Genomic DNA, 13,724 nt, shown 5'->3' with positions numbered 1-13,724 from the left:
CCGCAGCGTCGGCTCCGCGGGGTATGGGGGTGGTTCTGGGGGTGGTTCTTACGTGGGGGTGGTTCTTACGTGGGCGGATGCCCTGGACAGGACGACGGCGGCGGTGATCAGCAGGCCGAGCGCCGCAGTGCCACAGGCGAGGGCGGATACGGCTCCGGTGCCTGCCGCCATGACCAGGGCGTCGACGGGGCGGGCGAGGAAGTGCAGGCCGGGCAGCCGCCCGGCCAGGACCAGGGCGGGTGCCAGCGCTTCGACGGCGCAGGCGGCGGCGAGTGCGACGGTGGCGGGTTCGGGGAAGCCGTGCACGGCCAGCAGCCGGGCCAGCAGGAGCAGCACACCGAGCGCGGCCGCCCCCACGAAGGGGCCACCGCCTCCGTATCCCAGGTGCGCGAGGTAGAGCAGTCCGGCGAGGGCACACAGGTGGAGGGCGACGGCTCCGAACAGCAGGGGGCGCACACCTGCGGCGAACTCCTCCAGTGCGCGGCTTCCGATCAGTTTGCGGTGTGCGTGTACGGAGAAGAGGTGCGCGCACCACGCGGCCGGGGCGACCGAGAGCGCCAGCCCCAGCAGCGGTGCGGGGGTGAACGTCCAGGAGCCTTCGGGGCCGCCGCTGAGCACTTGGTCGAGCAGCGCGTCGCCGTACAGGACATATCCGAGGAGCCAGCAGCCGTACACATGGGCGGTCCCCGAGGAGCCGCCCACGGCGTGCAGGGGGCCGCTGCACAGGCTGAGGGCGAGGCCGACGAGTGCGACAAGCGCTCCGGTGACGGCGATCGCGAGCCGTCCCTGACCGCCGAGTGTCCCCTCGGTCAGCCTCAGAGCGCCTGCGGTGGCGATGCAGGCGGCGCCCGGCACCAGTGCGCGGAGCGACCAGGCGGCCCGTGTCCCGGTGTCACGCTCCGGCGCGCGATTCCCTGTCGCGGGCTCCCCCGCCACGGCGGGCACCCGGGCGAAGAGTTCCTCGGCGAGCGAGAAGACGTCGCGGTGCCGGTAGCGGGCGGCGGCACGGTCGGTGACGCCGTGGGCTTCGAGCCCGGCGGCGATCTCCAGCGGATCGACGGCGCGCTCGCACAGCTCGCGATGGCGGTGCATCAGCGATCTCACGGGGTCGGCAGGACCGCGGCGCGAGACGTTGAGCTTGCGCGCCGGAGCGGCACCCGCGATCTCGGGAGCCCGGGGCGCGGCGGCCCGGGCCTTGGTGACCGGCTCGGCCTGTTCCGTAGCGCCTTCCTCTGCTGCGGATACCCCTGCAGCGGTGTCCTCCGCGACTGCGGCGGTGTCTCCCGCGACTACGGCGGTGTCCTCCGCGGCGCCTTCCTCAACGGCGGTCCCGGAAACCCATGCCCGGGAGCGAAGGTCCCAGCTCCCGCCGGTGGACGGTGGGGCGGGTGCGTCGGACACCTCGGTCGGGCGGCCCATCGTCTCTCCTCCGTGATCGTCGCCGGCTGCGTCGGACCGTCCCGCCCCACCGCTGCGGCCCGGCCGGTCCGATCCCTGTTCACGCATTGCCGCCACCCGCTCCCCGTGCTCCCGCGCAGACGGTCGGGGCCTCGGCGGCCCAGCCGGGTGTGCGGCCGGCCGGCCGTGCCGCGTCGGCGCCCGAGGCCGTCCACGGGCCCAGGACATGCGCCTCCGGCGGGGTGGCGAAGGGGCGCGGTCCGCCGTCGGCGTCCACTGCGTCGGCCTCCCTGCGCACCGGGGCGTGCGAGATCAGCTCCAGGTAGATGCCGCGATATGCCGCGAGGTTCTGCTCAACGGTGAAGAGTTCGAGCGCGCGGGCGCGCGCCGCCGCTCCGAGCCGTGCACGGCGCTCCGGGTCGCGCAGCAGCGCAAGGCAGGCGTCGGCGAGCGCCTTCGGGTTGCGCGGGGGCACCACGAGTCCGGTGCCGCCGATGACTTCGACCACCGCGCCGACGTCCGTCGACACCGTCGCCCGTCCGCAGAACATCGCCTCGACGAGACCGACGGGGAAGCCCTCGACCACGCTGGACAGGACGACGACCCCGCCCGCCCCATAGGCCTCCGGCAGACCCGGCACCTCGGCCCCGCCGATGTCCTCGAAGGAGACCGGGTTGTCGCCCACGGTGTGCGCGTCCGTGGCCTCGTCGGGGAACAACTGGGCGGCCAGCGCCCGGCAGTGCGCGAGATACGTGGCCCCCTCCGGACCCTGCGCCGCCGCGCCGATGATCCGCAGCCGGGCGTCCGGTTCGGCCTTCCGCACCTGAGCGAAGGCGTGCAGCAGCGCGATCAGGTCCTTGGCGGGCTCGATCCGGCCGACCCAGACCAGGGTGTCGTCGGGACCGCTGTCGTCGCTCTCCCCCAGCGCCGTGAACCGGTCCGATTCCATGCCGGGGTAGATGGTGCGCAGCTTCTCGCGCTCGGCACCGCACCGTTCCTGCCAGCGGCGGACGTGCGTGTCACCGGGGGTGAGGATCTCAGCCTGCCGGTACACCTCGGCGGCGAGCCGTCCGTGGAAGCCGGCGAGCAGGGCGCGTACCGGCGCGCTCAGAGGCGTGTCGGTGGCGGCGAGGTAGTGCGCCCGCAGTCGCACGCCGTGCTCGGTGACCAGCAGCGGGACCCCGAAGAAGCGTTTGGCCAGCAGACCCGGCAGAGCGGCGGCGCCGCCGGATGTGGCGTGGCAGAGGTCGACCGCGCCGAGGCTCTCCTCGTCGTACCAGTCGAGGGAGAGCGGACGCAGCACCCGGTCGAGCTCCCGGGCGAAGGCGAGGAGATCGGGGACGGTGGCGGTCTGGACGGTGCGTCCGGCGCCCGGGGCGCGGCGGGCGGCTTCGAGCACGCGTACGGCGGTCTCAGAGCGGAGTGCCGCGGGAAGTCCCCCGTGTTCGCGAGCCAGTTCGGCGAGCCCGTACAGCCCCTCCGTGAACTGCGCGTCCGCCACACCGGCGGCCGTGAGCCCCGCAGGCCCTTCTTCACCCCGTCCGCAGGGAACCACGCCCCCGCTCGCGCCTTCACCACCGTCCGTCGCAGGCACCGTCGCACCCGCCGCACGCACCTCACCCACCGCCCCGGCCGCACAGACCGCGGTCGCGAGAGCCGTGAAGTGCGCCGTGAAGCGCCGTCGTTCGCGCCTCCCGTACGAGCGTCCGCCGCCGCCCGTCGTGATCCGGGCGAGCAGGCCCTTGGGGGCGCGGGTGCCCGGGATGTCCTCGTCGGCCGTCCACAGCGGCGCCGTCCGTACCCGGCCGACCTGTGTCGGGAGCGGGACCCAGCCCCGCTCCTCCTGCTCGGCGGAGCGGCTGAGCGCGAAGAGATCGAACTCGTGCTGCGTGAGTCCGCGCACCAGACGGTCGCACCAGAGCCTGGACTCACCGGTCGCATACGGATAACCACCGTCGGTGAGGAGTCCGATCCGCACGAGTGCACCTCCGATCTCCCTTGTGGGCGGCCGCCGTTGGAATGGCGACTCACAGCGGGACGACCGTAAGCGGATACGCCGGTGGTGCGACGGACGGTTGTCCGTCACACCACCGAAAGGGGTGAACCGTCGTAACTTTCCCGCCCCGATGGCGTTCTGTCGCGCTATGGGGGCGTTCCATTACGCAGGGTCAAGCGGCGGCCAGCTCCTTGCGGGCTGCGCGGCGCTGCGCCGCGAGCGTCGGATCGAGCGCGGGTACGGCCGCCAGGAGCTGCTTGGTGTATGGCTTCTGGGGGTCGCCGTACACCTGGTCCACCTCGCCCTCCTCGACGAGCCGACCCCTGTCGCATGAGGGCGACCCCCGGTCGCCGGCCTGCCGTACGACGGCGAGATCATTCGCGATGAAGACCAGGGCCGGCCCCAGCTCCCGCTGCAACTGCGCCGGCAGGGCGGTCACCTGGGCCTGGGGCGTGACGTCGAGCGCGGAGACGGCCTCGTCGCAGACGATCAGTTCCGGCTTCGGCGGCCGGCGCGCGGGCGATCCCGGCGCGCGGGCGCTGTCCGCCGCTGAACTCGTGCGGGCAGCGGTCGTACTGCTCGGGGTCGAGCCCGACGTGCTTCAGCAGACAGCTCCGCCGATGCCGGATTCGGCAGGCCGCGACCATGTCAATCCACCGGATACACCCAGGCGTTGGGCCGGCACTTGATCCCGCCGATGTCCAGGGACTTCGTCTGCTGCTGCATCACTGGAGCGAGCGCTCCCGGCGTGCGGCAACTCACATGGTTGTGACCCAGCCGGTGACCGACCTCGTGGTTGATCAGCATCTGGCGGTAGGCGAAGAGTTTGTCCGGGCCGAACGTCGACGACCCCTGCGCCCAGCGGTAGGCGTTGATCATCACGCGCTCGGTGGCCGCGGAGTCGCACGAGACGTTGTCCTCGGTCGTGTCCAGACCCGACTTCCTGCACCAGTCGCCGGTGGTCCCGGGACTGGCCAGGGTGATCACGAAATCGGGGTCGCCGGAGGAGATCCGCTCGAACGTCATGGCGCCGTCGTGCGCCCAGCTGCGGTCGTCGTTGAGCGTTTCCTGGACGCCCCGGGCGAAGAGCGCGGCGTCGAGGCCGAGGCCCTTCTCGACATCGATCCGATAGCGGTACTTGTGCCCCCTGCCCGGGGCCTTCGCCGCCCCAGGAACCGCCTCGAACTTTCCGGAGCCGTGCAGTTCCGGGGAGAGCGGGTAGGCCTTGGCCATCTTCTCCGTGTACGAAAGGGGCTTGGCCTGCGCCGCCTTCGGCATCGGCCGGTCGTCCGAGCGGGAGGCGCCGTCGACGCCGTCCCGGTCGACGCCCGTGGGCTGTGCGGCACTGGTCCCGCCGCTGTCGTGGGCGACCTGCCCGGCCACGACCACCGCGAGCACGGTGGTCACCGCGGCGGCCGCTATGCCCGTGAACGTACGCCCCCGGGTGCCCTTGCCTTCCCGGCCGCTCTCGGTGGGAGTCGGCGCGGCGGCGCCGCTCGGCGGCTGCTCGGCCCACTCGCCGACCGAGCTGTACGGGTCGGCCGGCCGGGCCGGCGGGACGGCGGGCCCACGAGGTGCGGGCGGAGCGGGTGGCGCGTCGAACACCTCGACGAACTCGCGCCGCGGCCCGGGTATCAGCGGCCGGGTGCCGACCGGTGGTTGACGCCGGGGCACCGTCTGCTGCGGCCCGGTCCCCCAGCCGCCGCCGGGCTCACGCTGCTCGGGGTGGCCACCGCGGACGTGGCCGGTCTGCTGGAACGGGGTGTGCCCGTCGGCCCCGGCCTGTGCGTCGGCCACCCGCCGGCGCCGCCCGCTGCCGGGCCCCGGATGAACGCCCTCACGACCGCCGCCCCCGTTCGCGAGGGCGGCGTCGATATCGGGGCCCGCGGGTTCGGGGCCTTTTCGGCTATGTCGTCCCACGCCCCGGATCAGCTCCTGCCGCGTTCGTCGAGCAGCTCCCGGAACGCCTGGGCGACCGCCTCCGGGTACTCCATCATCGCCACGTGCCCCGCGTCGGGCAGTGTCAGCAGCCGCGAGTCGCGGAACGCCGCGGACGCCCTGCGCGCCATCCGGTACGAGACGAGTTGGTCCCGTCCGCCGTACACGAGCTGGGTCGGTGCGAGCACCCGCTCGGCCTGGCGCCACAGTCCATGCTGACCGCCGAGCGTGTACGCGTCGACGATGCCACGTGCCGAGCGGGCCATCGCGTCCCAGAAGTACGGCAGTTCCAGCCGGTGCTCCATTTCGGCCACCGCTTCGCGGAAGCCGGACTCGGAGACGCGCGCCGGATCGCCGTAACAGAGTGCCATGACGCCGCGTGTGCGCTCCTCCGCGGTCCAGCCCCTGGACATCCGGGCGAACAGCGACGCGACGCCCGGAACGGCGAGCAGCGCGGTCGGCGCGGCCGTCCGCTGGACCCGGATCTCGGGGAGCGCGGGCGCGATGAGAGTGAGGGTGCGCACCAGGTCGGGGCGGACCGCGGCGACCCGGGTGGCCACGGCACCACCCAGCGAATTGCCGAACAGGTGGACGGGCCCGCGCTCCGCCGCGTCGAGGAACCGGATCACGGCGCGGGCGTGGCCGGTGACCGAGTAGTTGCCGTCGTCCGGCGGCGGCGAGTCACCGAACCCGGGCAGGTCGACCGCCTCGCCGTCCACCACGTCCTGGAGCAGCGGCATCAGCGCCGACCAGTTCCGCGAGGAGCCGCCGAGCCCGTGGACGTAGAGCGCGGGCGGCATCCCGGTGCGCTCCGGCGGCCGGGACCGGACGGTCAGCGTCAGCCCGGGCAGCGTGACGGAGCGCAGCTCCTCCCCCTCCGCAGCCCCGATGGTGCTCACCGTCGGGGCCACTGCGGCGGCGGCACGGACTCCCGGCAGCTCGGTCGAAGACATGCGGCAATGTTACGAGACGATCACACCGCGGTTCATGTGTTCGCCGTCACAGATCACATAGCGGCTTGAGGGGCTAGCTCCTAGGCTCGAAGCAAGGAAGGGAGTCACCATGTCGGTCGACCCCAGCGACCCGGAGACCTTCGAGGACGTCCAGCCGGACGAACCGGACGAGGAGACGCCCCGGGCGGACGCCGCCGAGCAGCGGACCGATCTCCAGCAGCGGCGCGACGAACCGCTCACGCATATCGACCGCGACCGTGCCAATGTGGCGGATGCGGCCGAGCAGGCTCGTGTTGTCACACAGGATGAAGACGATTACCGCTAGTACGCCCCGCTTTGCCCCACTGGTCGACGAATCTGTGGCTACCGCAGTCGTCCGGTCCATGAAATTCTGCGTCCGCGCCGCGCACACCCGGGTTACCCGAAAGTACGATGGCTGTGTGGCGCAGCGTGCACGAAAAAGCTGTGTTTGATCAACAATTTGGGAGGCGGCGTGACAGCCATCGAGCAGACCGAGGCGGCGCGCCCGCGAGGCACTCGACTGCCTCGCCGCGCCCGACGCAACCAGCTGCTGGGCGCCGCGCAGGAAGTATTCGTGGCGCAGGGGTACCACTCCGCCGCGATGGACGACATCGCGGAACGCGCCGGGGTCAGCAAGCCGGTGCTCTACCAGCACTTCCCGGGCAAGCTGGAGCTCTATCTGGCCCTGCTCGACCAGCACTGCGAGTCGCTGCTCCAGGCGGTCCGTACGGCGCTGGCGTCGACGACCGACAACAAGCTGCGCGTCGCCGCGACGATGGACGCGTACTTCGCGTACGTCGAGGACGAGGGCGGCGCCTTCCGGCTGGTCTTCGAATCGGACCTGACCAACGAGCCCGCGGTGCGCGAGCGTGTCGACCGGGTCTCACTGCAGTGCGCGGAGGCGATCTCCGACGTCATCGCCGGTGACACGGGCCTGTCCAAGGACGAGTCGATGCTGCTCGCGGTCGGTCTGGGCGGTGTCTCCCAGGTCGTCGCCCGCTACTGGCTGTCCAGCCGGTCCGCGATCCCGCGCGACACAGCGGTGCAGCTGCTCACCTCACTGGCCTGGCGGGGCATCGCGGGCTTCCCGCTGCACGGCATCGATCAGCACTGACGGCGTCGGCCGGGCGCGCCCGGCGCTCGTGTTCGCTGCGGGCGTTGCCCACCGGCCCCTGGCCGCTCTCCTCAGCGGGCTAATGTGTGCTGCGTACGGCGCGGTTCACCGCGCAGGGACTGACCGTCGGAGGGACATAGCCGTGGAGGTCAAGATCGGGGTGCAGCACACGCCCCGGGAGATCGTTCTGGAGAGCGGGCTTTCCGCCGAAGAGGTCGAGAGCACGGTCGCCGAGGCGCTCGCCGGTAAGGCGCAGCTGCTCAGCCTCACGGACGAGAAGGGCCGCAAGGTCCTGGTGCCGGCCGACCGGATCGCGTACGTGGAGATCGGCGAGCCCAGCACGCGGCGCGTGGGCTTCGGCGCGCTGTAGGCGACACGCTCGACGCAGTGGTCGTGCGAACGGCCCGGTGGGAACCCCCACCGGGCCGCTTTCCGTTGCGGGGGCCGTCGGACGGATTCCCTCGACCGCTTCCCTCGACCGCTTCCCTCGACCGCTTCTGTCGACCGCTTCCGTCGGCGGATTCCGTCGGGAGGCTTTGCGTCGGCCGGGCGATTCCCGTGCCAACCCTGTCCGAGGAGGGTTGTGTTCCACATCCCTCGGGTAGTACCGCTAACGACCGATCTGCCCGCCCCGCAACACGCGAGGTGATCATCTGTGATCTTGGAACCTCTCGGCTCCGTCGTGCTCGGACTCGCCCTCGCCTGGGTGGCGCTCCACTCGCTGCCGGACCGGCTTCCGTCCCGACGTGCCGTCCTCACCACCGGCGCGCTGGGAGCCCTCTTCGGCGCTTTTCTCATGCACTCGGTGCTGGGCCCCGGCCACCTCGTGGCCACACTGATCGGCGCGGCGCTGATCGGCAGCGTGACGCTCTCGTTGCTGGTCCGCCCCCGCAGCCGCCATCTGAGCCGATCAGCGGCGGCCTGAGGCCGTCCGGTCGTCCGCCCGCCCGGTGCGGACGGACGACCGGACAGCCCGGGTGAACCGGCTACGCCGCCAGTCCCAGCGCGGCCATCCGCTTGGTGTGCGCCTCGGTGATCCGCGAGAACATCCGCCCGACCTCCGCCAGATCGAACCCGTCCGCCACACCGCCGACGAGCATCGTCGACAGCGCGTCGCGGTCGGCCACCACCCGCTGGGCCTGCGAGAGCGCCTCGCCCATCAGCCGCCGCGCCCACAGCGCGAGTCGGCCGCCGAGGCGCGGGTCGGCCTCGATCGCGGCGCGCACCTTCTCCACGGCGAAGTTGCCGTGTCCGGTGTCGTCGAGCACGGCGAGGACGAGGGAGCGGGTGTCCGAGTCGAGCCGGGCGGCGACCTCGCGGTAGAAGTCACTGGCGATCGAGTCGCCGACGTACGCCTTGACCAGGCCCTCCAACCAGTCCGACGGCGCGGTCTGGCGGTGGAAGTCGTCGAGCGCCTTGGCGAACGGCTCCATCGCGCCCGTCGGCTCCACGTCGATCGCGGTCAGCCGGTCCGCCAGCCGCTCGAAGTGATGGAATTCGGCGGAGGCCATCTTCGCCAGCTCCGCCTTGTCGGCCAGCGTCGGTGCGAGCTTCGCGTCCTCGGCGAGCCGCTCGAAGGCCGCCAGCTCCCCGTACGCGAGTGCTCCGAGCAGGTCGACAACCGCCGCCCTGTATTGCGGGTCGGCAGAGGCCTGCTCCCAGCCCTGGGCAGCGACCTGCGTGTGCTCGCTTTCGGCCACGGCAATCCTTTCTGAATCGGCTGTGATGCATCGCATACAGCTGATAGCTTCCCTACTGCGCTTCGCCGCGCCGGGCAGGGCTTGTCCGTCATGAAGCTGTCTGGCAGCCAAGTGAGAAGCCCCTCTGGGGAGGAGTCACGAAGCGCAGAATAGTCCGCACTCAGCTTGAGGGAAGAGCCTGTCCGGCATTGTCGGACAGGCTCTCTCGTGACGTACCACCCAACACATGTGCGCGAATCCGGGGTACAGTGGTATTGCGCTACTGAGTATTTTGGATGTACCTGTGGCGTGAATGAATCCAATGAGGATGCCCGGTCGGTGGCCCGATCGGCTCCGACCCGACAGCCCTCCACGCGAGGCGTACGCCACGTACGACCGCAGATGAGGGGCCCCCTCAGCGGCACGAGCGCTCGAGCGACGGCAGTGGTCCCGCGCCACCCGGCCCATCCACGGCCGGATGACTTACCCCGGCACGGTACGACCCCCAGCGTTCGCCTCGGACCGCGTTTCACAGAAGAGGCAGCACCCTGACTACGTTCCGAGACCTCGGGATTCTTCCCGAGACGGCCGAGGCCCTTGAGGCCGTCGGCATTGTGTCCCCGTTCCCCATCCAGGAGATGACGCTCCCCGTCGCGCTCTCCGGCTCCGATGTCATCGGCCAGGCCAAGACCGGCACCGGCAAGACCCTCGGTTTCGGTCTGCCGCTGCTGGAGCGCGTCACCGTCCCCGCGGACGTCGAGGCGGGCCGGGCCGAGCCCGAGCGGCTGACGGAGGCGCCGCAGGCGCTGGTCGTCGTCCCCACCCGCGAGCTCTGCCAGCAGGTCACCAACGACCTGCTGACCGCCGGCAAGGTGCGTAACGTCCGCGTTCTCGCCATCTACGGCGGCCGTGCCTACGAGCCGCAGGTCGAGGCCCTGAAGAAGGGCGTCGATGTGATCGTCGGCACCCCGGGCCGCCTGCTCGACCTGGCCGGACAGCGCAAGCTCGACCTCTCGCACGTCCGCTCGCTCGTGCTCGACGAGGCCGACGAGATGCTCGACCTGGGCTTCCTGCCCGATGTCGAGAAGATCATCACCATGCTTCCGCCGAAGCGCCAGACGATGCTGTTCTCGGCGACCATGCCGGGCGCCGTCATCGGCCTCGCGCGCCGCTACATGTCGCAGCCGACGCACATCCGCGCCACCTCGCCCGACGGTGAGGGCGCGACCGTCGCGAACATCTCGCAGCACGTCTTCCGGGCCCACTCGATGGACAAGCCCGAGATGGTCTCCCGCATACTGCAGGCCAACGGCCGCGGACTCGCGATGATCTTCTGCCGTACGAAGCGCACGGCAGCCGACATCGCCGAGCAGCTGGAGAAGCGCGGTTTCGCGTCCGGCGCGGTCCACGGCGACCTGGGCCAGGGCGCGCGTGAGCAGGCGCTGCGCGCGTTCCGCAACGGCAAGGTGGACGTGCTCGTCTGCACCGACGTCGCGGCCCGCGGCATCGATGTCGAGGGTGTGACCCACGTCATCAACTACCAGTCGCCGGAGGACGAGAAGACGTACCTCCACCGCATCGGCCGGACCGGCCGTGCCGGTGCCAAGGGCATCGCGATCACGCTGGTCGACTGGGACGACATCCCGCGCTGGCAGCTCATCAACAAGGCGCTCGACCTGAAGTTCCCCGACCCGGTCGAGACGTACTCCACGTCGCCGCACCTCTTCGAGGAACTCGACATCCCGGCCGGCACCAAGGGTGTCCTGCCGCGTGCCGAGCGGACCCGTGCGGGTCTGCGCGCCGAGGAGGTCGAGGACCTCGGCGAGACGGGCGGCCGCGGCCGCAAGTCCGCCGCGTCGTCGGCGCCCGCCGTCCGCGAGGAGCGTGCGCCGCGGACGCCGCGTCAGCGCCGTCGTACGCGGGGCGGCTCCGCCCTCTCCGGCGTCGAGGAGACCACCGCCACGGTCCCCGCACCGTCCATCGAAGTGGCCGAGGACGCCGCGTCGGAGCCGCGTACGCCGCGCCGTCGTCGTCGCACCCGCGTCGGTGCCGCGGGCGTCGCGGCCGAGGCCGCGGTGAGCACGGTGGAGGCTCCGGCCGCCGCTGTCGCGACGAAGACCGAGATCAAGGCCGAGGCCGAGGTCGAGGTCAAGGCCGAGCCCGCGAGCGAGGCCAAGCCGCGCCGCCGCCGCGCTCGGACCGCCGTGGTGAAGCCGGTGGCGGAGGAGGTCGACTTCCAGATCGCCCCCATCGCCGATCCGGTGCCCGAGGCGAAGACGGTGACGAAGCCGCGCCGCCGCGCCCGCGTCGTCAAGCCGGTCGAGGACGAGGTCGACTTCCAGATCGCACCGATCTCCGAGCCCACCCCGGAGACCAAGCCGCGCCGCCGCACCCGTGCGGCCGCCAAGCCGAAGACGGAGACCGTGGCGCAGGCCCCGGCCGCCGAGGGCGAAGCGAAGCCTCGGAGGCGGCGGGCGCCGCGTGCGACTGCCGCCAAGACCGAGGGCTGAGTGCACGACGCCGGATGAGCCGGGGCTCCGCCCCGGACCCGCGCCCCGTCCTCCCTCACAGCCTCAATGGCATGGGGGGGACCCCCGGGGGCTCGAATTCGCCGGACGGGCTTGAGGACATCCTCAAGCCCGTCCGGCGTTTCACGGCATAACCTCGTCCCATGAGTCGGCCGCACACCTTCACCCCGCCCCCCTGCGCCCACGCCCGCCAGCTCCGCACCCCGCGCGGGGACTTCGCCGTACTGGACGCCTCGCCGAGCACCGTGTCGCGTGGCACCGCCCTCCTGCTGCCCGGGTACACGGGCAGCAAGGAGGACTTCATCGCACTCCTCGAACCACTCTCGACAGCCGGGTACCGCACCGTCGCCGTGGACGGTCGCGGACAGTACGAGACGGATGGGACGGACCGTCAGGAGTCTTATGCTCAGGGCGAGTTGGCCCGTGACGTGCTCGCGCAGGCCGCCGCTCTCGGCGCCCCCGACAACGGCACCGTGCATCTGGTCGGGCACTCGCTCGGCGGGCAGATCGCCCGTGCCGCCGTGCTGCTCGACGCCGCACCGTTCCGTTCACTGACCCTCATGTCGTCCGGACCCGCCGAGGTCGCCGAGGCCCAGCAGCTCAAGGTGAAGGTGCTCAGCGATGCGCTCACGGCACTGACCATGGCCGAGGTGTGGGAGGCGATGCGCGCGCTCGACCCGCCCGAGGAAGCGGCAACCGACGGCGAAGCCCTGCGTCGGCGCTGGCTGCGCCACCGGCCCGCCCAGCTGATCGCCACCGGCCGCCAGTTGGCGACCGAGCCGGACCGGGTGGCCGAACTCGCCGCGGCACCCCTGCCCGTCCATGTGCTGTCCGGCGAGCGCGACGACACCTGGCCGGTACCGCTCCTCGACGAGATGGCACAGCGGCTGGGTGCGCGCCGTACCCGGATCGCGGGCGCCGAGCACTCCCCCAACACGGACCGCCCCGAGGAGACGGCGGCCGCGCTCGTCACCTTCTGGAACAGCCTGTAGCCGACAGGTGGCGAGCGGGCTCAGTACTGCGCCTGGAGGTGCTGCCAGAAGCCGTCGCGCAGGGCCCGCCGCAGATGCGCGTGGCCGCGCAGCGAATGCTGCAACAGCCGTTCGGCCTCGACCAGCAGGTCCTGGTCGACCGAGCCCGGCAGGTACGGATGTCCGGGCAGCAGATCGACGAGGGAGTCCCGGCCCCGGGCGGCCAGCCAGGCAGCGGCGATCTGCGCACCGACGAAGCGGACATCTTCGCGCGAGGGCGCGGGGGTGTCCTCCTCGTAGGTGGTGACGGGGCGTCTGGTGACGTACGGGCGGCAGAAGTCCAGGTCGAAGGTGCGCTGGCTGTCGACCTCCCAGAGCAGCGGTTCGGCCTGGTTGCGCCCCTCCCCCGCCTCGATGCCCCACAGGTGCACCCGGGCCCCGTACCCCTGCGCCGCCTCGACCGCGGACACCAGGTCCTCGTCGCCGCCGACCAGTGCCGCGTCGCTGATGGCGCGGTGCCGGGCGAGCGATTCGAGGTCGGTACGGATGAGTGAATCGACGCCCTTCTGCTGGTTGTTGGCGTTGAGGTTACCGAGTCTGACCTTGACGTCGGGGAGTTCGGCGATGGACTGCTGCTCGACGGTGTGGATGCGCCGCCTGGCGCCGTCGTACCAGTAGACGCGCAGCAGTCTGCTGTCCGCGAAGATCGTGCGGGCCTTGTCGATGAAGGCCTCGATCAGTCCTTCCGCGTCGAGGTCGAAGGAGCGGCGGTCCTCGGTGCCGGTGACGAGCAGTCCGGCGGCGGCGTACACATAGCCCGCGTCCACGAAGATCGCATGGGTCGAGGGGGTCTTCGACACCTCGGCGAGCACGCGCTGGAGCAGCACGTTGGTGCGGTCCAGGCGCTCGCGGATCTCTGCCTCGTTCATTCGGGCCTCGCCGCAAGCCTCATCGTGGACGTCGCCGTGGACCTCGTCGGTGCATGACCGGTGACCTGCTGATACTTAGACATCCAAAAAATTTCCTTAGCGTAGGGAATGTTTGCAGTGGGCAACCCGTTATACATCCCGTGGAGCGCAGGACAGCTGTGTCGGGCGCTCTCGTCCTTGTGGACGGGTCACCCGTC

General features: G+C 71.5%; 12 protein-coding genes and 1 pseudogene. 6 read left to right on the top strand and 7 right to left on the bottom strand.

Going from position 1 to position 13,724, the window contains the following annotated elements:
- Positions 1 to 48: 48 nt before the first annotated feature.
- The 5 genes and pseudogenes from OG306_RS25500 to OG306_RS25480 form a co-directional block, all read right to left on the bottom strand.
- Positions 49 to 1,419: a hypothetical protein gene (locus tag OG306_RS25500; protein ID WP_266748390.1), complete on the bottom strand. Its 1,371-nt coding sequence runs from the start codon at positions 1,417 to 1,419 to the stop codon at positions 49 to 51.
- Between the two features lie 79 nt (positions 1,420 to 1,498).
- Positions 1,499 to 3,376, bottom strand: a complete 1,878-nt coding sequence (locus OG306_RS25495) for a DUF3492 domain-containing protein (protein ID WP_327258793.1) — start codon at positions 3,374 to 3,376, stop codon at positions 1,499 to 1,501.
- 190 nt (positions 3,377 to 3,566) lie between these two features.
- A pseudogene (locus OG306_RS25490) lies at positions 3,567 to 4,026 on the bottom strand (ATP-binding cassette domain-containing protein); the annotation flags it as partial.
- A 16-nt stretch (positions 4,027 to 4,042) separates the two neighbouring features.
- A complete protein-coding gene (locus OG306_RS25485; RefSeq protein WP_266905508.1) occupies positions 4,043 to 5,314 on the bottom strand; it encodes a DUF3152 domain-containing protein in 1,272 nt (423 codons plus the stop codon).
- A gap of 8 nt (positions 5,315 to 5,322) precedes the next feature.
- Positions 5,323 to 6,285 carry an alpha/beta hydrolase gene (locus tag OG306_RS25480; protein ID WP_266748387.1) on the bottom strand — a complete coding sequence of 321 codons (963 nt, stop codon included), beginning with the start codon at positions 6,283 to 6,285 and terminating at the stop codon, positions 5,323 to 5,325.
- 109 nt (positions 6,286 to 6,394) lie between these two features.
- On the opposite strand from OG306_RS25480, the gene OG306_RS25475 reads away from it, so the two are divergent.
- The 4 genes from OG306_RS25475 to OG306_RS25460 all read left to right on the top strand — a co-directional run bounded on the left by OG306_RS25475 (position 6,395) and on the right by OG306_RS25460 (position 8,345).
- Entirely contained in the window at positions 6,395 to 6,610 is a 216-nt protein-coding gene (locus OG306_RS25475) for a hypothetical protein (protein ID WP_266748386.1), read from the top strand.
- Between the two features lie 168 nt (positions 6,611 to 6,778).
- The gene (locus OG306_RS25470; protein WP_018105511.1) at positions 6,779 to 7,420 is read left to right on the top strand and encodes a TetR/AcrR family transcriptional regulator; all 642 of its coding nucleotides are present in this window, start codon (positions 6,779 to 6,781) and stop codon (positions 7,418 to 7,420) included.
- 142 nt (positions 7,421 to 7,562) lie between these two features.
- A complete protein-coding gene (locus OG306_RS25465) occupies positions 7,563 to 7,790 on the top strand; it encodes a DUF3107 domain-containing protein (RefSeq protein WP_266748385.1) in 228 nt (75 codons plus the stop codon).
- Positions 7,791 to 8,075: 285 nt separating this feature from the next.
- A complete protein-coding gene (locus OG306_RS25460) occupies positions 8,076 to 8,345 on the top strand; it encodes a hypothetical protein (protein WP_266905510.1) in 270 nt (89 codons plus the stop codon).
- Between the two features lie 61 nt (positions 8,346 to 8,406).
- Here the strand turns inward: OG306_RS25460 and OG306_RS25455 are convergent, their stop codons facing one another.
- On the bottom strand, positions 8,407 to 9,120 hold the full coding sequence (locus OG306_RS25455) for a ferritin-like fold-containing protein (protein ID WP_371665641.1): 714 nt from the start codon (positions 9,118 to 9,120) through the stop codon (positions 8,407 to 8,409).
- Between the two features lie 617 nt (positions 9,121 to 9,737).
- On the opposite strand from OG306_RS25455, the gene OG306_RS25450 reads away from it, so the two are divergent.
- Both OG306_RS25450 and OG306_RS25445 read left to right on the top strand, forming a co-directional pair.
- Positions 9,738 to 11,609, top strand: coding sequence for a DEAD/DEAH box helicase (locus tag OG306_RS25450; protein WP_266752415.1), 1,872 nt, complete (start codon positions 9,738 to 9,740; stop codon positions 11,607 to 11,609).
- 161 nt (positions 11,610 to 11,770) lie between these two features.
- On the top strand, positions 11,771 to 12,619 hold the full coding sequence (locus OG306_RS25445) for an alpha/beta fold hydrolase (protein ID WP_266748382.1): 849 nt from the start codon (positions 11,771 to 11,773) through the stop codon (positions 12,617 to 12,619).
- Positions 12,620 to 12,639: 20 nt separating this feature from the next.
- Here the strand turns inward: OG306_RS25445 and OG306_RS25440 are convergent, their stop codons facing one another.
- A complete protein-coding gene (locus OG306_RS25440) occupies positions 12,640 to 13,527 on the bottom strand; it encodes an NYN domain-containing protein (protein ID WP_266748381.1) in 888 nt (295 codons plus the stop codon).
- Between the last annotated feature and the right edge of the window lie 197 nt (positions 13,528 to 13,724).

Source organism: Streptomyces sp. NBC_01241, assembly GCF_041435435.1.
Classification (GTDB): Bacteria; Actinomycetota; Actinomycetes; order Streptomycetales; family Streptomycetaceae; genus Streptomyces.
The sequence above is the reverse complement of the archived record's forward strand: the minus strand, read 5'-3'. Positions and strand labels throughout refer to the sequence as shown.

Bases quoted from the DNA above. Each gene is read 5' to 3' on its own strand.
- OG306_RS25480 (WP_266748387.1), bottom strand. From the start codon at position 6,285: ATGTCTTCGACCGAGCTGCCGGGAGTCCGTGCCGCCGCCGCAGTGGCC.
- OG306_RS25440 (WP_266748381.1), bottom strand. From the start codon at position 13,527: ATGAACGAGGCAGAGATCCGCGAGCGCCTGGACCGCACCAACGTGCTG.
- OG306_RS25475 (WP_266748386.1), top strand. From the start codon at position 6,395: ATGTCGGTCGACCCCAGCGACCCGGAGACCTTCGAGGACGTCCAGCCG.
- OG306_RS25450 (WP_266752415.1), top strand. From the start codon at position 9,738: ATGACGCTCCCCGTCGCGCTCTCCGGCTCCGATGTCATCGGCCAGGCC.
- OG306_RS25445 (WP_266748382.1), top strand. From the start codon at position 11,771: ATGAGTCGGCCGCACACCTTCACCCCGCCCCCCTGCGCCCACGCCCGC.
- OG306_RS25500 (WP_266748390.1), bottom strand. From the start codon at position 1,419: ATGGGCCGCCCGACCGAGGTGTCCGACGCACCCGCCCCACCGTCCACC.